This window comes from Streptomyces antarcticus, assembly GCF_026627255.1.
Classification (GTDB): domain Bacteria; phylum Actinomycetota; class Actinomycetes; order Streptomycetales; family Streptomycetaceae; genus Streptomyces; species Streptomyces antarcticus.
Genome location: NZ_JAPNLM010000001.1, coordinates 86,267 through 104,151, shown reverse-complemented (window position 1 = coordinate 104,151; position 17,885 = coordinate 86,267). Strand labels below are relative to the sequence as shown.

Sequence of the window (17,885 nt, the reverse complement as noted above, 5' to 3'; positions counted from 1 at the left end):
TCGGGGGGACTTCAGGGCGCGAGCCACCCGTCGGTGTACGTGTCGATCTCCGCGGTGATCCGCGCCTTGCCGGCCGGGTCCAGGAACGAGGCCTCGACGGCGTTCTTCGCGAGCTGCGCGAGACCGCGCTCGTCGAGGCCGAGGAGGCGGGCGGCCACCGCGTACTCGTTGTTGAGGTCGGATCCGAACATCGGCGGGTCGTCGCTGTTGATGGTGACGAGCACGCCCGCCGCGACCATCTCCTTGACCGGGTGGAGGTCGAGGTCGGTCACCGCGCGGGTGGCGATGTTGGACGTCGGGCAGACCTCCAGCGCGATCCGGTGCTCGGCGAGGTAGGCGAGGAGCTCCGGGTCCTGGGCGGCGCTGGTGCCGTGGCCGATGCGCTCGGCGCCCAGCTCGCGGATGGCGTCCCAGACGGTCTCCGGTCCGGTGGTCTCGCCGGCGTGCGGGACGCTGTGCAGGCCGACGGCGCGCGCCCGGTCGAAGTACGGCTTGAACTGCGGGCGCGGGACGCCGATCTCGGGGCCGCCGAGGCCGAAGGAGACCAGTCCCTCGGGGCGCAGGTCGACGGCGAGGCGGGCGGTCTCGGCGGCGGCCTCCAGGCCGGCCTCGCCGGGGATGTCGAAGCACCAGCGCAGGATGACGCCGAGCTCGGTCTCGGCCGCCCTGCGGGCGTCCTCGATGGCCTCCATGAAGGCCTTCTCCTCGATGCCGCGGCGCGTGGAGGAGTACGGGGTGATGGTCAGCTCGGCGTAGCGGATGTTCTGCCGGGCCATGTCACGGGCGACCTCGAAGGTGAGGGTCCGTACGTCGTCGGGGGTGCGGACCAGGTCGACGACCGACAGGTACACCTCGATGAAGTGCGCGAAGTCGGTGAAGGTGAAGTAGTCGGCGAGGGCCTCGGGATCGGTGGGGACCTTCGAGTCGGGGTGCCGGGACGCGAGCTCCGCCACGATGCGAGGGGACGCCGAGCCGACGTGGTGGACGTGGAGTTCCGCCTTGGGCAGCCCCGCGATGAAGGGGTGCAGGTCGGTCATGAGGGTGCCTCCGGTGGGACGCGGGTGCGGGCAGTTCGGCGTTCATCGTAGGCAGCCGGGTGACTGTCGGTGGCAGCGCCTAGCATGGATGTACGAGAGGGGGGTGCCGTATGACCGGGAACAGCCAGGAGCCGAGGGGCCCGTGGGCGCCGCCCGAGCGGCCGGCGGTCGAGCTGGGCAAGACGCAGGACCCGTCCGCGGGAGCGGCGGGTCCGGGGGGCGCGGCGGGGGTGCCGGGGGTGCCGGGACCGCCGGGGGTGTCGGGGCCGCCCGGTGTGCCGGGGGTGCCGGGACCGCGGTCCGTGCACGACCATCCGACGCTCGCCGGGATGCCGGGTGACGCCCCGCCCACCGCCGACACGGTGATATCCGGGCCGGACGGGTCCGGCCGGCCCGCGTACGGCCATCCCGCCCAGCCCGGCCAGGGGGCGTACGGGTACGGATACCCCACCGCCCCGGCCGCCGTGCCGGGCTACGGGTACCCGGGGGACGCGGGGTACGCCGGCCCCGCGTTCCACTCCGGGCCGGGCGGATACCCGCCGTACGGCCAGCGGCCGAGCAACGGCTTCGGCATCACCGCCCTGGTCCTCGGCATCGCCGCCGTCGTCCTCGGGCTGTTCGGGTGCTTCCTGGCCTTCGTGGGCCTGCCGCTCGGCATCGCCGCCGTCGTCTTCGGCGTCCTGGGCCGCGGCAAGGTCACCCGGGGCGAGGCGGACAACGGCGGGGTGGCGCTGGCCGGCATCATCACGGGCACGGTCGGCATCGTGGTGGCCATCCTCGTCACGGTGCTGTTCTTCGGGGTCCTCGCCGGGATACCCGACGGCGACCACGACGGCCCGTACGCGGACTTCCCGGTCTCCGAGAAGGTCTGACCGGCGGGGGGAGCGCCCCTGAGGGGGCGCCCCCGCCGTCGGACCGGCCCGGCGGCGAGGCGGGCGTCGGACGGCCGTCGGACGGCCTCAGACGAGCCAGGGCCAGTCGGCGTCCCGGCCGTCCTCGATCAGGGACACCATGCGGAAGGCCGCGTCGGTGAGACCGCCGAAGGCGTACCGGTTGGCCGAGCCGGAGGGCGCGTGGCCCACGCGGTAGCCGGCCAGGTTCCAGGTGTACACCGGCACCTCGGCCGGCACCTCGGTCGTCGGATCACCGCCGTACCGGTAGGAGGCGGCCTGCTCGTCGGTGACGATCAGAACCCGGTCGTGTCCCCGGTAGTGCTCCTTCACGGCCTGCGCCGTGTTGGTGCCGCCGAGGTCGCCGAACCGCTCCAGGACCTTCAGCACGGACTCGCCGCGGGCGTACGCGACGACCTGGCTGGAGGTGCCGAACTGCACCAGGTCCGCCTCCGCGGCCCGCAGCGCCAGCGCCGCTCCGAACACGGCCGCCGCGTCCGCCCGGTTGAGCCGGGAGCGCTCCGACAGCGCGGACCACATCGATCCCGAGCGGTCGACGAGGACCAGCGTCCGGCCGGGCAGGGCCGGGACGTTGGCCAGCGAGTGCCCGAGCGCCCGCTCCAGCGGATACGCCCAGCGCAGCGAGGGGGCGTGCTGGTAGGCGGCCAGGTAGCGGAAGGGGAACTGCCGGGATCGGGCGACGGCCTCCGGGCCGGAGATCCTCTCCGCGACCCCGGCGGCCACCGCGTCCGAGACCCCGGCCTCGTCGAAGTTCCGCAGGTTGCGCAGCAGGGCCATCGGGCCCATGGACGGGATGACCGCCTCCCAGGCGGCCGCGTCCATCGGCCCCTGCAGCCAGCCGGCCAGCGCCTCCCAGGTCATGCCCGCCGCGGCGAGCCGCTCCGCGCCGCCGGGACCTGTGACCACGGCGCGCCGTTCGGCGACCGGCAGCTCCATCAGCGCCCGGTGGGCGACGAGGACGCGGCTGCCGTCCGGGACTCGTGCGTCCTGCGGGTGGTGGCGCCGGTCGAGGGCGTGCCGGAACAGCTCGCCCTGCCACGGCTTGGCCGGGTCGGGCGAGGCGTGCACCACGTTGAGGACATCGCCGAAGCGGTATCCCCGGGAGGCGGTGTCGTACTTCAGGAGCGAGGTGGGGGAGTAGAGCCGGCGGACGGCGTCGGCGATGCCGCGCTTGACGGGCTTGGGCACGTTCCTGCCGTACGCCGACGTCCAGTAGGCCAGCAGCTCACCGGGCTCGTCCGCGCGCCGCAGGACGGAGTCGACGACCTGGCGGTTCGACGGCCCGCCGGCGGCGCCCGCGTCGAGCCGGGCCCGTACGTACTCGGCGGCGCCGACGAGTGAGGCGGTCCGCATGTTCGCGTCACCGCGGAGCCAGCCCAGCAGGCCCGCCGTCCACTGCGGGTCCTCGACCGCGAGCCGGCGCACGAGTGCCGCGAAGCGGTCGTCGCGCTCGTCCCCGGCCTCGTAGAAGGTCTTCTGCGCCACGAAGTTGGCGACCGCGAGCAGGAACAGCTCGGAGCGCGGATCGCGCTCGTGGCCGGGGCCGCCTTCGTGGGTGCGGGCGCGGCGGCCGGTCGAGCGGACGGGCGAGGTGGGCGAAGCGGTCGCGGCGGTCGCGTCGGGAGCCGCCTTGGACCGGCGCAGGTTGAAACGAGCCATGTGTGAATCCCCCCGAATCCATCAGAGAAGTACCGGGGGAGGCGCGACGCGGGGATGCCCGAGATCAAGGTCGGAGACGGCGTTGTCAATTGCTCTGCCGACTGAGCTACCGGCCGGAGCCGGGCGGGACTCGAACCCGCGACCGATCGATCCGAAGGAGCCGTCGCCTGCGCACCGGGCATCCCCCCGCGCGGCCTCCCGAGATCAAAGCGGCGGCGGCCTGAATTCTTGGAAGGAAGGAGCCGCAGCCCGCGCACCGGGAGGTGCGTGAGAAAGGTGTCCAGAGATCGAGTGCGGCGAAACCACGTGGTGCTCTACCGACTGAGCTACACCGGCACGAAGCCGGTGACGGGACTCGAACCCGCGGCCGCCCCATTAACAGTGGAAGCAGGTCTCGCCTGCGCACCTGGACGAGCATCACGGTAGGCGCCGGGCGGCGGCGTCCGCCAGGCAATTAACGCGGGCCGGGGACGGTGCCCCTCAGAACCGCGCGGCCTGCGGCGGCGTCGGCACCATCACGGTTGCCGCCCCCGTCCCGGACGATCACCGCGGCGGCCCGGCGGCGGACGCTCACGCCGCGGCCTGCCGCAGCCGCCCCCGCGCCTCCATGAGCGCGAAGCCCAGCAGGTTCAGCCCGCGCCAGCGGGCCGGGTCCATGGCGCGCTCGTCGTCGGCAGCCAGCCCGACGCCCCAGATCCGGTCCATCGGGCTCGCCTCCACCAGCACCCGGTTCCCGGTGGACAGGAGGTACGAGCGCAGTGCCGGATCGGCGCCGAACTTGTGGACGCTGCCCTCCACCACGAGGGCGAACCGCTCCCGCTCCCACACCGCGTTGTCGAAGCCGCGCACGAGCCGGCCGGCCTTCTTCGCCTCGGCCGGGGTCTGCGCCCCCAGGGCGGCCCGTTCGGCCTCCGGGTCCTCGAACAGCCGGGCCTTCCCGGCCATCATCCAGTGCTCCGCCGTGGCGTACCGGACGTCACCCACAGTGAACTCCGACGGCCACCACTGGCTCAGACAGCTGGGTCCGAGCGACCCGTCCGGCCTCGGGCGGTGCCCCCAGAACGGCAGGAACTTCACCCGTTCACCGCTGCTGACCTGCTTGATCAGTTCGTCGATCATCTCCATGCACGCGAGTCTGACAGTCGCCACTGACACTTCGTACGGGATTTCGGGCGCGCCTCGACACATGGTCGACCGATTTCGTCGCGTAATCAAAAGGAAACAACGGAATCACTTGGCCGGGGGCACCACCTCTGCCAGGATCGGCACTCAATTCGAGCTGTAGCTCGAACTGTAGCTACGGAGAGCGTGAGAGCGTGATGGGCAACCGCTTCCAGGTCAAGGACCGCTTCGCGGACGGCGCGCAGTACATCGACGGACAGCTCAGGTCCGGCACCTCGGGCCGGTCACACACCGTGGTCGATCCGGCCACCGGTGACGAGGTCCTCACCTACGAACTCGCGAGCACGGCGGACGTCGACGCGGCCGTCGCCGCCGCCAAGAGGGCCTTCCCGGCCTGGTCCGGCGCCACCCCCGGCGAGCGTTCGGACGCCCTGCACCGGCTGGCCGCCGTACTGGCAGAGCAGGCGGAGGACTTCGCGTACGCCGAGTCCCTGCAGTGCGGCAAGCCGGTCAAGCTGTCCACGGAGTTCGACGTGCCGGGGACCATCGACAACACCGCCTTCTTCGCCGGTGCCGCGCGCCACCTCCAGGGGCAGGCGGCCGGCGAGTACTCCGGCGACCACACCTCCTACGTACGCCGCGAGGCCATCGGGGTGGTCGGCTCCATCGCGCCCTGGAACTATCCGCTCCAGATGGCCGCCTGGAAGATCCTCCCGGCCATCGCGGCGGGCAACACCATCGTCCTCAAGCCCGCCGAGCTGACCCCGCTGACCTCCCTGATGTTCGCGCAGGCCGCCAAGGAAGCGGGCCTGCCCGACGGGGTGGTCAACATCGTCACCGGCGCCGGGCGCGACGCCGGCGAGCACCTGGTCGGCCACCCGGACGTGGTCATGACCTCCTTCACCGGCTCCACCGCCGTCGGCAAGCGGGTCGCGGAGATCGCCACCGCCACCGTCAAGCGGCTGCACCTGGAGCTCGGTGGCAAGGCTCCCTTCCTCGTCTTCGACGACGCCGACCTGGAGGCGGCCGCGCACGGCGCGGTCGCCGCCTCCCTGATCAACACGGGCCAGGACTGCACGGCCGCCACCCGCGCCTACGTCCAGCGCCCCCTCCACGACGCCTTCGTCGCCCGGGTCGCCGAGCTGATGGAGACCGTGCGCCTCGGCGATCCCTTCGCGGCCACGACCGACCTCGGCCCGCTCGTCTCGCACGCCCAGCGCGACCGCGTCGCCGGCTTCGTCGAGCGCGCCCGGTCCTACGCCACCGTCGTCACCGGCGGCGAGGCCCCGGGCGGCGAGCTCGCCGAAGGCGCGTACTACCGGCCCACCCTCATCTCCGGCGCGGCCCAGGACAGCGAGGTCGTCCAGTCCGAGATCTTCGGCCCGGTCCTCGTCGTCCTGCCCTTCGACACCGACGACGAGGGCATCGCGCTGGCCAACGACACCCCGTACGGACTCGCGGCCTCTGCCTGGAGCCGCGACATCTACCGGGCGAACCGCGCCACCCGCGAGCTCAAGGCGGGCTGCGTGTGGGTCAACGACCACATTCCGATCATCAGCGAGATGCCCCACGGCGGCTACAAGGCGAGCGGCTTCGGAAAGGACATGAGCGCCTACTCCTTCGAGGAGTACACGCAGGTCAAGCACGTGATGTACGACAACACCGCGGTCGCCGCGAAGGACTGGCACCGCACGATCTTCGGGGACCGATAGAAGCCAGCCGCCGGACCAGCGGCGACGTACCCATCCCGAAAGGGCAACGCGCATGGAGCAGTTCGAGCCCGACCGCCTCTCGGCGGCGCAACTCGCCGCGATGCGGCGCAGCCTTGACAGCGGTCGGGGCGCCCTCACCCGCCGCTCGCTGCTGCGGGCGTCCGGAGTCGGAGCGCTCACCCTCGGGGGCCTGACCGCCCTCGCCGGCTGCGGCATCCCTCCCGCCAAGCGGGAGGGCGCCGCGGCGGCGGCCTCCGACGACCGCTCGGACAGGGAGAAGGAGATCGTCTTCTCCAACTGGACCGAGTACATGGACACCAGCGAGGACGAGAAGTCCCGGCCCACCTTGGAGGAGTTCACCAAACGGACCGGGATCAAGGTCAAGTACACCGAGGACATCAACGACAACGTCGAGTTCTTCGGGAAGATCCGCCCGCAGCTCGCGGCCGGGCAGGACACCGGCCGCGACCTGATCGTCGTCACCGACTGGCTCGCGGCCCGCATGATCCGCCTCGGCTGGGCGCAGAAGCTGGACGCCTCCCGCATCCCGCACGCCTTCGCCAACCTCTCCCCGCAGTTCCGCAGCCCCGACTGGGACCCGGGGCGCGCGTACAGCTACCCCTGGACCGGCATCTCCACCGTCATCGCCTACAACTCCAAGGCCACCGGCGGGAAGACGGTCGACTCCGTCACCCAGCTCCTCGACGACCCCACCCTCAAGGGGCGGGTCGGCTTCCTCACCGAGATGCGCGACAGCGTCGGCATGACCCTGCTCGACCAGGGCAAGGACCCGTCGAACTTCACCGACGCCGACTACGACGGGGCGATCGGCCGGCTCCAGAAGGGCGTGGACAAGAACCAGATCCGCCGCTTCACGGGCAACGACTACACCGCCGACCTCGACAAGGGCGACCTCGCAGCCTGCCTCGCCTGGGCGGGCGACGTCATCCAGCTCCAGGCCGGCAACCCGGACATCAAGTACGCGATCCCGGCCGCCGGCTACATCACCTCCAGCGACAACCTCCTGGTCCCCGCGAAGGCCGGTCACAAGGCCAACGCGGAGCAGCTCATCGACTACTACTACGAGCTCCCGGTCGCCGCGCAGCTCGCGGCGTACATCAGCTACGTCTGCCCGGTCGAGGGGGTCAAGGACGAGCTCGCCAAGATCGACCCCGAGCTCGCGGAGAACACCCTGATCGTCCCGGACAAGGCCATGACCGCCAAGTCCCACGCCTTCCGCTCCCTCACCAGTGAGGAAGAGACGGCGTACGAAGAGAAGTTCGCCAAGCTCATCGGCGCCTAGCGCCCGGCGCCAGGCGCCGCGGCGAGCCCCGGAGGACCGGGGCGCCGCCCACCGGACCAGCCCGGCGGGCGGCGCATCCCGGCCGGCGCCGCCGAGCCCCGACATCTTCCGCACCCAACCCCGGGACCCACCCATGACTGACAAGACCGCGGGCGGCGACGTCCGCCTCGCCGGGATCAGCAAGCACTACGGCACCTTCACCGCCGTGCACCCGCTGGACCTCACCATCCCCCAGGGCTCCTTCTTCGCCCTGCTCGGCGCCTCGGGCTGCGGGAAGACCACCACCCTGCGCATGATCGCCGGCCTGGAGGAGCCCTCCACCGGCACGGTCCACCTCGGCGACCGCGAGGTCACAGACCTGCCGCCGTACAAGCGCCCGGTCAACACGGTCTTCCAGAGCTACGCCCTCTTCCCGCACCTGAACATCTACGAGAACGTCGCCTTCGGGCTGCGCCGCCGCGGCATCAAGTCGGTCAAGAAGCAGGTCGACGACATGCTGGAGCTGGTCCAGCTCGGCCAGTTCGCCCAGCGCAAGCCGCACCAGCTCTCCGGCGGCCAGCAGCAGCGCGTCGCCGTGGCCCGCGCGCTGATCAACCACCCCCAGGTGCTCCTCCTCGACGAGCCGCTGGGCGCCCTCGACCTCAAGCTGCGCCGCCAGATGCAGCTGGAGCTCAAGCGCATACAGACCGAGGTCGGCATCACCTTCGTGCACGTCACGCACGACCAGGAAGAGGCCATGACCATGGCCGACACGGTCGCCGTGATGAACGGCGGCCGCGTCGAGCAGCTGGGCGCCCCCGCCGAGCTGTACGAGAACCCCGGCACCACCTTCGTCGCGAACTTCCTCGGCACCTCCAACCTCATCGAGGCCTCCGTGGAGTCCGCCGGCTCCGAGGTCGTGGTCTGCGCCCCGGGCGCCACGCTCCGGCTGCCCGCGGCCCGATGTTCGACCACGCCCGCCGCGGGCGGAAAGCTGCTCGTCGGGGTGCGCCCGGAGAAGATATCCCTGGTCATCGCCGACGAGGAGCACTCCATCGCGGCCGGCCGCAACAAGGTTCCCGGCCGGATCGCAGCCTCCTCCTTCATCGGCGTCTCCACCCAGTACGTCATCGACAGCCCGGTCTGCCCCGAGCTGGAGGTGTACGCGCAGAACATCGAGCGGGACGCCCGCCTGGTCCCCGGCGCCGAGGTGATCCTGCACTGGAACCCGGAGCACACCTTCGGACTCGACGCGGCCCAGTCCATGCTTGCGGGGACGACGGGCGCCGCGGGCATCGAGACGGTGGAGGAGGGCGCGTGACCGCCACCGCGGCGCCGCCCCAGGCGCCCGCCCAAGCCGAGCCCCCGGTGCACCGGGCGTCGCTGCGCAAGCGGCTGATCCCGTACTGGCTGCTGCTCCCCGGCATCCTGTGGCTGCTCGTGTTCTTCGTGCTGCCGATGGTCTACCAGGCCTCCACCTCGGTGCAGACCGGCTCCCTCGAAGAGGGCTTCCGGGTCACCTGGCACTTCCAGACCTACTGGGACGCCTTCACCGAGTACTACCCGCAGTTCCTGCGCTCCCTGCTCTACGCGGGCACCGCCACCGTGCTGTGCCTGATGCTCGGGTACCCGCTGGCCTACCTGATCGCCTTCAAGGCCGGCCGCTGGCGCAACCTGCTGCTGGTGCTGGTCATCGCCCCGTTCTTCACCAGCTTCCTGATCCGCACCCTGGCCTGGAAGACGATCCTCGCCGACGGCGGCCCGGTGGTCGGCGTCCTCAACGACATCGGCTTCCTCGACGTCACCAGCTTGCTCGGCATGACCCAGGGCGACCGGGTGCTGGCCACGCCGCTCGCGGTGGTCTGCGGCCTCACGTACAACTTCCTTCCCTTCATGATCCTGCCGCTGTACTCCTCGCTGGAGCGCATCGACACCCGCCTCCACGAGGCGGCCGGGGACCTCTACGCCCGCCCCGCCACGGTCTTCCGCAAGGTGACCTTCCCGCTGTCCATGCCGGGCGTGGTCTCCGGGACCCTGCTCACCTTCATCCCGGCGAGCGGCGACTACGTCAACGCCGAGCTGCTCGGCTCCACGGACACCCGGATGATCGGCAACGTCATCCAGTCGCAGTACCTGCGGATCCTCGACTACCCGACGGCGGCCGCGCTGTCCTTCATCCTCATGGCCATCGTGCTGATCATGGTCACCATCTACATCCGCCGAGCGGGGACGGAGGACCTGGTCTGATGCGCACACCCATCACGTGGCTCCGGCGCAATCTAGTCGTCATCGCGGGCCTCGCCACGCTCGCCTACATGATCCTTCCGAACGTCGTCGTCACCGTCTTCTCCTTCAACAACCCCACCGGACGGTTCAACTACGCCTGGCAGGAGTTCTCCCTCGACGCCTGGAAGGACCCCTGCGGGGTAGCCGACCTGTGCGGCTCGCTCTCGCTGTCCCTCCAGATCGCCCTGTGGGCCACGCTGGCCGCCACCGCGCTCGGTACCGCCATAGCCTTCGCGATGGTCCGCTACCGGTTCCGGGGGCGCGGCGCGGTCAACTCGCTGATCTTCCTGCCCATGGCCATGCCCGAGATCGTGATGGCGGCCTCGCTGCTCGCGCTCTTCCTCAACATGGGCATCCAGCTGGGCTTCTGGACGATCCTCATCGCCCACATCATGTTCTGCCTCAGCTTCGTCGTCGCCGCCGTCAAGGCGCGCGTCCTGTCGATGGACCCCCGGCTGGAGGAGGCCGCCCGCGACCTCTACGCGGGGCCGGTGCAGACCTTCGTACGGGTCACCCTGCCGATCGCCGCCCCCGGCATCGCGGCGGGCGCGCTGCTCTCCTTCGCGCTCTCGTTCGACGACTTCATCATCACCAACTTCAACTCGGGCAACACCGTCACCTTCCCCATGTTCGTGTGGGGATCGGCCCAGCGCGGTACGCCTGTACAGATCAACGTCATCGGCACGGCGATGTTCGTCATCGCGGTGCTGGTGGTCCTCGCCGGCCAGATGGTCGGCAACCGCCGCAAGAAGGCGCAGCCCAAGTAAGTCACCCGTAGGGAGTTGGAAGACATGGCCCCAGACGCCATGCGCACCGCTGCACGATCCCTTTCCGCGGCACGGCCGGTCTCGTACTGGCTGGACGACCCCGGCAAGCCCGCCCCACAGCCCGCCCTCACCGGCGACGAGCACTGCGACCTGCTCGTCATCGGCGCCGGCTACAGCGGCCTGTGGACCGCGCTGCTCGCCAAGGAGCGCGACCCCGCCCGGGACGTCGTCCTGATCGAGGGCCACGAGGCGGGCTGGGCCGCCTCGGGCCGCAACGGCGGATTCTGCGCCGCCTCCCTCACCCACGGCCTGGCCAACGGGCTGGCCCGCTGGCCGGACGAGCTGGCGAAGCTGGAGGAGCTGGGCGCCCGCAACCTCGACGCCATCGAGGAGGCCGTCGCCCGCTACGGCATCGACTGCGACTTCGAGCGCAGCGGTGAGATCGACGTGGCCACCGAGCCGCACCAGGTCGAGGAGCTGCGCGAGCTGCACGCGGAGGCGGAGCGCCTCGGCCTCGCCGGCGGCTCCCAGTGGCTGGATCGCGACGCCCTGCGCGCCGAAGTCGACTCCCCGACCTTCCTCGGCGGCGTCTGGGACCGCGACAGCGTCGCGATGCTCAACCCGGCGAAGCTGGCCTGGGGCCTCAAGCAGGCCTGCCTCGGCCTCGGGGTGCGGATCTACGAGCACACCCGCGGCCTGGACCTGGCCGCCTCCGGGGCCGGGATGGCCGTACGCACCCCGTACGGGCGGGTCTTCGCCCGCCGGGTGGCGCTCGGCACCAACATCTTCCCCTCGCTGGTCAAGCGGATCCGGCCGCTCACCGTCCCGGTCTACGACTACGCCCTGATGACCGAACCGCTGACCGAGGCCCAGCTCGACTCGGTCGGCTGGAAGAACCGCCAGGGCCTGGGCGACAGCGCCAACCAGTTCCACTACTTCCGGATCACCCCCGATCGCCGCATCCTGTGGGGCGGCTACGACGCGATCTACCCCTACGGCGGCCGGCTCGACGCGGAGCACGACCACCGCCCCGAGACCTACCTCAAGCTGGCGGAGCACTTCTTCATCTGCTTCCCCCAGCTGGAGGGGGTCAATTTCAGCCATGCCTGGGGCGGGGCGATCGACACCTGCGCGCGCTTCTCGGCCTTCTTCGGCACCGCGCACGCGGGCAAGGTCGCGTACGCCGCGGGCTACACCGGGCTCGGCGTCGGGGCCACCCGCTTCGGCGCCGACGTGATGCTCGACCTGCTCGCGGGGGAGCGGACCGAGCGCACGGAGCTGGAGATGGTCCGCTCCAAGCCGATGCCGTTCCCGCCGGAGCCGCTCGCCTGGACCGGCATCAGCCTCACCAAGTGGTCGCTGGCCCGCGCCGACAGCAACGGCGGGCACCGGAACCTGTGGCTCAAGGCGCTGGACCGCGTCGGCCTCGGATTCGACAGCTGATCGGCTGGTCGGCTGATCCGCCGATCCGCCGATCGCGGTGCGCGCGCCCCGGCGTGCCCGCCCCGCACGGCCGCTCGCCGTGTGACCCCTTTCACTACCACGGAGTAACGAAACCCGCGTCATACCCGCGCCCGGCCCCGCTCTCTCCCGGTGAGAACCCTTCACCAGACGGAACGGAGGCCGGGCGATGGCTATCCCGGGGGTCAAGACGGCAGTGGAATGGCTGGTATCGACGGCGCCGGATCCCGAGGCCTGCCGGTGGGAGTGGGAGCGCGGTCCCCTCGGGGCGGCGCTCCTGCCCGCCGGCCGGGGCTGGGACGTGCTGATCCTGCCCGCGGAGCTCGGGCAGGCCACCCTCGACGTGCTCGGGCTCCTCGTGGAGCGGCCCGGCCCGGTGCTCGCCGACTTCGGCGCCGCGCGGCGCGGCGGTACGCCGATGCCGCGGCTGGGCTTCTTCGTTCCCCCGGGGACGGCGTCCCGCTGGATCGGCACCGGCGTACGGGGGGCGGGCCGCGGGACCTGGATCGTGGTCCCGTACCCCGGCCGGGCGGCGGGCGGGGTGCGCTGGCTGGTGCTCCCGGACGGCCGGGGGACCCTCACGGACCCGGCCGTGCTGGAGCTGGCGATGCACGAGGCCGCGGCGAGCGTCGCCCACGGGGCCGCCGGCGAGGAGAAGGCGGGTCGTAAAAGTTGACAGGGGCATTGACAAGGCCATTGGTCTGGACCATCTTGGGCGCCGCTGACCCCTCCATCCCCCCATGCCCCGGAGGCAGTTGTGCGCAGAGCCACGTCCATCCTTACGGCCGCCGCCCTGGCGGTGGCCGGCTTCCTCGCCGCGGGCCCGCCGGCCGCGGCGGCAGACGCCGACCTCGTCCGCAACGGCGGCTTCGAGTCCGGCCTCGACGGCTGGAGCTGCTCCGGCGGCAGCGGCACCACCGTCACCACCCCCGTCCACGGCGGGAGTTCCGCCCTGAAGGCCACCCCGGCGGGCCAGGACAACGCCCGCTGCGCCCAGACCGTCACCGTCAAGCCCGACTCCACGTACACGCTCGGCGCCTGGGTGCAGGGCGCGTACGTCTACCTCGGCGCGAGCGGTACCGGCACCACCGACGTGTCCGCCTGGACCCAGAGCCCGGGCGCGTGGAAGCAGCTGGCGACCACCTTCCGCACCGGCCCGTCGACGACCTCCGTGACGGTCTACACCCACGGCTGGTACGGCCAGCCGGCCCACCTCACCGACGACTTCACGGTGGTCGGCCCCGACCCCGGCGGCACCGGCCCCGAGGAGCCCCGGCCCCCGGCCGCCCCCACGGGCCTGACGGCATCGGCCACCTCCTCCGACTCGGTGTCGCTCTCCTGGTCGGCCGCCGCCGGGGCCACCTCGTACAAGGTCTACCGGGACGGCGCCGCGCCCCTGACCGTCACCGCCGCGTCGGCGACGGTGACCGGCCTCGCCGCGTCCACCACGTACACCTTCCGGGTCGGCGCCGTGAACGCCGCGGGCGAGTCCGCGAAGAGCGCCCCCGTCTCCGCGACCACGACGGGCGGCGGCAACCCGGGCAACCCCGGCCTGCCCGCGCACGCCCTGGTCGGCTACCTGCACTCCAGCTTCGCCAACGGCTCCGGCTACGTCCGGATGGCCGACGTCCCCGCCTCCTGGGACGTCATCAACCTCGCCTTCGGCGAGCCGACGTCCGTGACCTCGGGAGACATCCGCTTCCAGCTCTGCCCGGTCGCCGAGTGCCCGAACGTCGAGTCGCCGGCCGAGTTCAAGGCGGCGATCAAGGCCAAGCAGGCCGCCGGCAAGAAGGTGCTGATCTCCATCGGCGGCCAGAACGGCCAGGTCCAGCTCGCCACCACCGCCGCCCGCGACGCCTTCGTCACCTCCGTCGGCAAGATCATCGACGAGTACGGGCTCAACGGCCTCGACATCGACTTCGAGGGCCACTCCCTCTCCCTGGCGACGGGGGACACCGACTTCCGCGCCCCGACCACCCCCGTCATCGTCAACCTGATCTCCGCCGTGAAGACCCTCAAGGCCAGGTACGGCCCGGACTTCGTCCTGACCATGGCCCCCGAGACCTTCTTCGTCCAGCTCGGCTACCAGTACTACGGCTCCGGCCCCTGGGGCGGACAGGACCCGCGCGCCGGCGCCTACCTCCCGGTCATCCACGCCCTGCGCGACGACCTCACCCTGCTCCACGTCCAGGACTACAACTCGGGCTCGATCATGGGCCTCGACAACCAGTACCACTCCATGGGCGGCGCGGACTTCCACATCGCCATGACCGACATGCTCCTGACCGGCTTCCCGGTCGCGGGCAACACCGCCCGCGTCTTCCCCGCGCTGCGCCCGGATCAGGTGGCCATCGGCCTTCCCGCGACGACCAACGCGGGCAACGGCCACACCGCGCCCGCCGAGGTGAACAAGGCGCTGGACTGCCTGACGAAGAAGACGAACTGCGGCGGCTACCAGACCCACGGCACCTGGCCCGCCCTGCGCGGCCTGATGACCTGGTCGATCAACTGGGACCGCTTCGGCGGCTGGGAGTTCAGCCGCAACTTCGACGCGTACTTCGGCGGCTAGTGCATGCCGTCGAAGTCCCCTCCGCCCAGGGGGCCTTCGACGGCCCACTTCGGCACTGCGGCGGCACCGCGGCCCACTTCGGCGCTGCGGCGGCACCGCGCACTACGACGGCAGTCGGCCGGGAGCCGCCTGGACGTACCGGCGGGCCGTGCCGACGAAGCCGTCGATCAGCTCGCGGCTCGCGTCCCGCCGGACGTCGAGGTCGGCGCGGTCCCGCGCCCGGTTGACCGCGCCGACCGATGTGAAGGCCTCGACCGCGGCGGCGGTGAGATCGGGCTGGTCGGCGATCAGCTGGAGCTGGAACAGGGCGTGCTGCGCGCCGGAGCGCAGCTCGAACGAGCGCTTGCGCAGGGCGGCTTCGTCGTCGGCGTCGCGGCCCTCATGCACACAGAACCAGTGGTGCAGCGCGGCCTGGCGGAAGTCGACGAGCAGCCCGGCGTACGTGCCGTACACGTCCAGCCGTTCCTGGCGCAGCTGTGCTTCGAGGGCGTTTCGCTCCATGCGCCGCGCGGACCGCTGCTGGAAGACGTGCGTCACCGTCGAGCCGAGCAAGGTGCCGAGGACCGCGATGACGCTCGTGACTATGGCGTTCATGGGACCTCATGCAACCAGATCCCGCGCCGCGGACTCAGGGCCGGCCGCGCGGCCCGGAGCGGGAACGCCCGCTAGATCCCCCGGCCTTGGCGGCGGTCCGGATCGGCAGTGGCCATCCGGCGCACCACCAGCAGCAGCGGGGTACACAGCAGGACGCTCGCCAGGACGTCCAGCGGCCAGTGCCAGCCCCGCAGGACCAGCCCGGCGCCGGTCGCCCCCGTGAGGGCCAGGGCCGCGGCCGCCGGCCAGGGGCGGCGGGTGTACGGGCGTACGAGCAGGGCGGCCCCGGCGTACGCGACGAACGCGGTCGCGGTGTGGCCCGAGGGGTAGTACCCGGCGGCCCAGGGTTCCAGGGGGCCCGGCCGGGCGGTCCACAGCTTGAGCGGGACGACCAGCGCCGGTACGAGGGCCATCGCCAGGCCGGCCGCGAGGGCGGCGCGGCGCCGGCCGCGCCAGGCGGCGTACGCCATGGCGAGGGCGAGGACGGGGACGGCGACCGGGATGTTGCCGAGGTCCGAGAGGCGTTCGGTGACGGAGTCCGGGACCGTGCGCACCAGTGCGCGGCTCAGCGCGTGGTCGGGCGCCAGCAGCGGGCCGACGGCCAGTACCTGCCAGGTGGCGAGGGAGAGGAGCAGGCCGCAGAGCGCGGCGACGAGGAGGATGGCCGGCCGTCCCGGAACAGGGGGGATGGTTCCGGGACGGCCGCCCGGACCGGGTTGCCGCACGCCCCGGGGGGTTTGGGGCGAACGGCTGTCCGATCGGTGAGGAGTGTGCGCGAACGCATGCCCAGTGCGGCGCTGGGGAAGCCCGGCACTGGTGTCGCCCCCGGTTTCCCAGGAACGGGGTGTCTCACTCATCTGCAGAAACCGTACGGCAGGGGAAGGGGGGCCGACAGCAGGAACGCCTTCCCGCCATCGGCCCCCCACACCTTCTTCACAGCGCCCGACGGTTACCGGCGGTAGCGCTCGAGCGGAGCGCTCGGCCGTTCGACCCTTCGGTCAGATGCCCGCGAACGCGGCCTCGATGATGTCCAGGCCCTCGTTCAGCAGGTCCTCGCCGATGACGATCGGCGGCAGGAAGCGGAGCACGTTGCCGTAGGTGCCGCAGGTGAGCACGAGCACGCCCTCGGCGTGGCAGGCCTTGGCGAGCGCGCCGGCGGCCTCCGGGAACGGGGTCTTGGAGACGGGGTCCTTGACGAGCTCGATCGCGATCATGGCCCCGCGGCCGCGGATGTCGCCGATGATGTCGTACTTCTCCTGCATGGCCGTCAGGCGGGTCTTCATGAGGGACTCGATCTTCTTCGCCGCGGCGTTGAGGTCGAGCTCCTTCATGGTCTCGATGGAGCCGAGCGCACCGGCGCACGCCACCGGGTTGCCGCCGTACGTACCGCCCAGGCCACCGCCGTGGACGGAGTCCATCATCTCGGCGCGGCCGGTCACGGCGGCGAGCGGCAGGCCGCCCGCGATGCCCTTGGCGGTGGTGATCAGGTCGGGGACGATGCCCTCGTCCTCGCACGCGAACCACTGGCCGGTGCGGCAGAACCCGGACTGGATCTCGTCGGCGACGAAGACGATGCCGTTGTCGTTGGCGAACTTCACCAGCGCCGGCAGGAAGCCCTTGGCCGGCTCGATGAATCCGCCCTCGCCGAGGACCGGCTCGATGATGATCGCGGCGACGTTGTCGGCGCCGATCTGCTTGCTGATCTGGTCGATGGCCTGGGCGGCGGCCTCGGGGCCGCAGTTCTCGGCGCCGGTGGGCCAGCGGTAGCCGTAGGCGACCGGGACGCGGTAGACCTCGGGGGCGAACGGGCCGAAGCCCTGCTTGTACGGCATGTTCTTCGAGGTCAGGGCCATCGTGAGGTTCGTGCGGCCGTGGTAGCCGTGGTCGAAGACGACGACGGCCTGGCGCTTGGTGTACGAACGGGCGATCTTGACGGCGTTCTCGACGGCCTCGGCGCCGGAGTTGAACAGGGCCGACTTCTTGGCGTGGTCACCCGGGGTGAGCTCGGCGAGGGCCTCGCAGACCTCTACGTAGCCCTCGTACGGGGTGACCATGAAACAGGTGTGCGTGAAGTCCGCGAGCTGCGCGGAAGCGCGGCGCACGACGGCCTCGGCGGAGGCGCCGACGGAGGTCACGGCGATGCCGGAGCCGAAGTCGATCAGGCGGTTGCCGTCGACGTCCTCGATGATGCCGCCGCCCGCGCGGGCCGTGAAGACGGGGAGCACGGAGCCCACGCCGCCGGCGACCGTCGACAGACGGCGGGCCTGCAGCTCCTGCGACTTGGGGCCGGGGATCGCGGTGACGATGCGGCGCTCCTGCGGGACAGCGGTCATAGGGGGCTCCTGGGGGTGTTTTCGGACGCACTTGTGTCTTTGTCCGCAGGCTAGGCCCGGGGGAGGGGGGAAGGCATGCGCCGATCGGGAGTGGTGGGTGCGTTTCCTTGTCCGCGGCGGCCATAGGAGTGGTCGGGCCCGGGCCGTCCGGA

At 71.7% G+C, this 17,885-nt stretch carries 15 protein-coding genes; 9 read left to right on the top strand and 6 right to left on the bottom strand.

Translation table 11 applies throughout. The features are described from left to right. Window positions 1–11: 11 nt before the first annotated feature. Entirely contained in the window at window positions 12–1,037 is a 1,026-nt protein-coding gene (locus OTB16_RS00440; protein WP_267717548.1) for an adenosine deaminase, read from the bottom strand. 110 nt (window positions 1,038–1,147) lie between these two features. On the opposite strand from OTB16_RS00440, the gene OTB16_RS00435 reads away from it, so the two are divergent. Further along, window positions 1,148–1,909, top strand: a complete 762-nt coding sequence (locus OTB16_RS00435) for a DUF4190 domain-containing protein (RefSeq protein ID WP_267717547.1) — start codon at window positions 1,148–1,150, stop codon at window positions 1,907–1,909. A gap of 87 nt (window positions 1,910–1,996) precedes the next feature. Here OTB16_RS00435 and OTB16_RS00430 read toward each other — a convergent pair whose 3' ends face one another. Continuing rightward, window positions 1,997–3,607 carry a TROVE domain-containing protein gene (locus OTB16_RS00430; RefSeq protein ID WP_267717546.1) on the bottom strand — a complete coding sequence of 537 codons (1,611 nt, stop codon included), beginning with the start codon at window positions 3,605–3,607 and terminating at the stop codon, window positions 1,997–1,999. A 570-nt stretch (window positions 3,608–4,177) separates the two neighbouring features. Beyond that, window positions 4,178–4,732, bottom strand: a complete 555-nt coding sequence (locus OTB16_RS00425; RefSeq protein WP_267717545.1) for an NADAR family protein — start codon at window positions 4,730–4,732, stop codon at window positions 4,178–4,180. A 194-nt stretch (window positions 4,733–4,926) separates the two neighbouring features. Between OTB16_RS00425 and OTB16_RS00420 the strand changes: the two genes are divergently transcribed. The 8 genes from OTB16_RS00420 to OTB16_RS00385 all read left to right on the top strand — a co-directional run bounded on the left by OTB16_RS00420 (window position 4,927) and on the right by OTB16_RS00385 (window position 14,806). Beyond that, window positions 4,927–6,441, top strand: a complete 1,515-nt coding sequence (locus tag OTB16_RS00420; protein ID WP_267718355.1) for a gamma-aminobutyraldehyde dehydrogenase — start codon at window positions 4,927–4,929, stop codon at window positions 6,439–6,441. A gap of 52 nt (window positions 6,442–6,493) precedes the next feature. Next, window positions 6,494–7,744 (top strand): polyamine ABC transporter substrate-binding protein, encoded by a 1,251-nt coding sequence (locus OTB16_RS00415; protein WP_267717544.1) that lies wholly within the window; start codon window positions 6,494–6,496, stop codon window positions 7,742–7,744. Window positions 7,745–7,877: 133 nt separating this feature from the next. After that, window positions 7,878–9,044: an ABC transporter ATP-binding protein gene (locus tag OTB16_RS00410; protein WP_267717543.1), complete on the top strand. Its 1,167-nt coding sequence runs from the start codon at window positions 7,878–7,880 to the stop codon at window positions 9,042–9,044. Further along, window positions 9,041–9,970, top strand: coding sequence for an ABC transporter permease (locus OTB16_RS00405; RefSeq protein WP_267717542.1), 930 nt, complete (start codon window positions 9,041–9,043; stop codon window positions 9,968–9,970). The genes OTB16_RS00410 and OTB16_RS00405 overlap by 4 nt, the downstream gene beginning before the upstream one ends. Next, complete coding sequence (locus OTB16_RS00400) at window positions 9,970–10,776, top strand: ABC transporter permease (protein WP_267717541.1); 807 nt, start codon at window positions 9,970–9,972, stop codon at window positions 10,774–10,776. Before OTB16_RS00405 ends, OTB16_RS00400 begins: the two co-directional genes overlap by 1 nt. 24 nt (window positions 10,777–10,800) lie before the next feature. Next, a complete protein-coding gene (locus OTB16_RS00395; protein WP_267717540.1) occupies window positions 10,801–12,219 on the top strand; it encodes an NAD(P)/FAD-dependent oxidoreductase in 1,419 nt (472 codons plus the stop codon). 187 nt (window positions 12,220–12,406) lie between these two features. Continuing rightward, window positions 12,407–12,913, top strand: a complete 507-nt coding sequence (locus OTB16_RS00390) for a hypothetical protein (RefSeq protein WP_267717539.1) — start codon at window positions 12,407–12,409, stop codon at window positions 12,911–12,913. Window positions 12,914–13,012: 99 nt separating this feature from the next. Next, a complete protein-coding gene (locus OTB16_RS00385) occupies window positions 13,013–14,806 on the top strand; it encodes a chitinase (RefSeq protein WP_420717605.1) in 1,794 nt (597 codons plus the stop codon). Between the two features lie 102 nt (window positions 14,807–14,908). Here OTB16_RS00385 and OTB16_RS00380 read toward each other — a convergent pair whose 3' ends face one another. The 3 genes from OTB16_RS00380 to gabT form a co-directional block, all read right to left on the bottom strand. Further along, entirely contained in the window at window positions 14,909–15,400 is a 492-nt protein-coding gene (locus OTB16_RS00380; protein WP_267717537.1) for a hypothetical protein, read from the bottom strand. 71 nt (window positions 15,401–15,471) lie between these two features. Beyond that, window positions 15,472–16,257, bottom strand: a complete 786-nt coding sequence (locus tag OTB16_RS00375; RefSeq protein ID WP_267717536.1) for a phosphatase PAP2 family protein — start codon at window positions 16,255–16,257, stop codon at window positions 15,472–15,474. A gap of 141 nt (window positions 16,258–16,398) precedes the next feature. After that, on the bottom strand, window positions 16,399–17,733 hold the full coding sequence (gabT, locus tag OTB16_RS00370; RefSeq protein WP_267717535.1) for a 4-aminobutyrate--2-oxoglutarate transaminase: 1,335 nt from the start codon (window positions 17,731–17,733) through the stop codon (window positions 16,399–16,401). Window positions 17,734–17,885 lie beyond the last annotated feature (152 nt).

Coding starts and splice junctions, on each gene's coding strand:
- OTB16_RS00440 (WP_267717548.1), bottom strand. CDS start 1,037: ATGACCGACCTGCACCCCTTCATCGCGGGGCTGCCCAAGGCGGAACTC.
- OTB16_RS00435 (WP_267717547.1), top strand. CDS start 1,148: ATGACCGGGAACAGCCAGGAGCCGAGGGGCCCGTGGGCGCCGCCCGAG.
- OTB16_RS00430 (WP_267717546.1), bottom strand. CDS start 3,607: ATGGCTCGTTTCAACCTGCGCCGGTCCAAGGCGGCTCCCGACGCGACC.
- OTB16_RS00425 (WP_267717545.1), bottom strand. CDS start 4,732: ATGGAGATGATCGACGAACTGATCAAGCAGGTCAGCAGCGGTGAACGG.
- OTB16_RS00420 (WP_267718355.1), top strand. CDS start 4,927: ATGGGCAACCGCTTCCAGGTCAAGGACCGCTTCGCGGACGGCGCGCAG.
- OTB16_RS00415 (WP_267717544.1), top strand. CDS start 6,494: ATGGAGCAGTTCGAGCCCGACCGCCTCTCGGCGGCGCAACTCGCCGCG.
- OTB16_RS00410 (WP_267717543.1), top strand. CDS start 7,878: ATGACTGACAAGACCGCGGGCGGCGACGTCCGCCTCGCCGGGATCAGC.
- OTB16_RS00400 (WP_267717541.1), top strand. CDS start 9,970: ATGCGCACACCCATCACGTGGCTCCGGCGCAATCTAGTCGTCATCGCG.
- OTB16_RS00395 (WP_267717540.1), top strand. CDS start 10,801: ATGGCCCCAGACGCCATGCGCACCGCTGCACGATCCCTTTCCGCGGCA.
- OTB16_RS00390 (WP_267717539.1), top strand. CDS start 12,407: ATGGCTATCCCGGGGGTCAAGACGGCAGTGGAATGGCTGGTATCGACG.
- OTB16_RS00380 (WP_267717537.1), bottom strand. CDS start 15,400: ATGAACGCCATAGTCACGAGCGTCATCGCGGTCCTCGGCACCTTGCTC.
- OTB16_RS00375 (WP_267717536.1), bottom strand. CDS start 16,257: ATGAGTGAGACACCCCGTTCCTGGGAAACCGGGGGCGACACCAGTGCC.
- gabT (WP_267717535.1), bottom strand. CDS start 17,733: ATGACCGCTGTCCCGCAGGAGCGCCGCATCGTCACCGCGATCCCCGGC.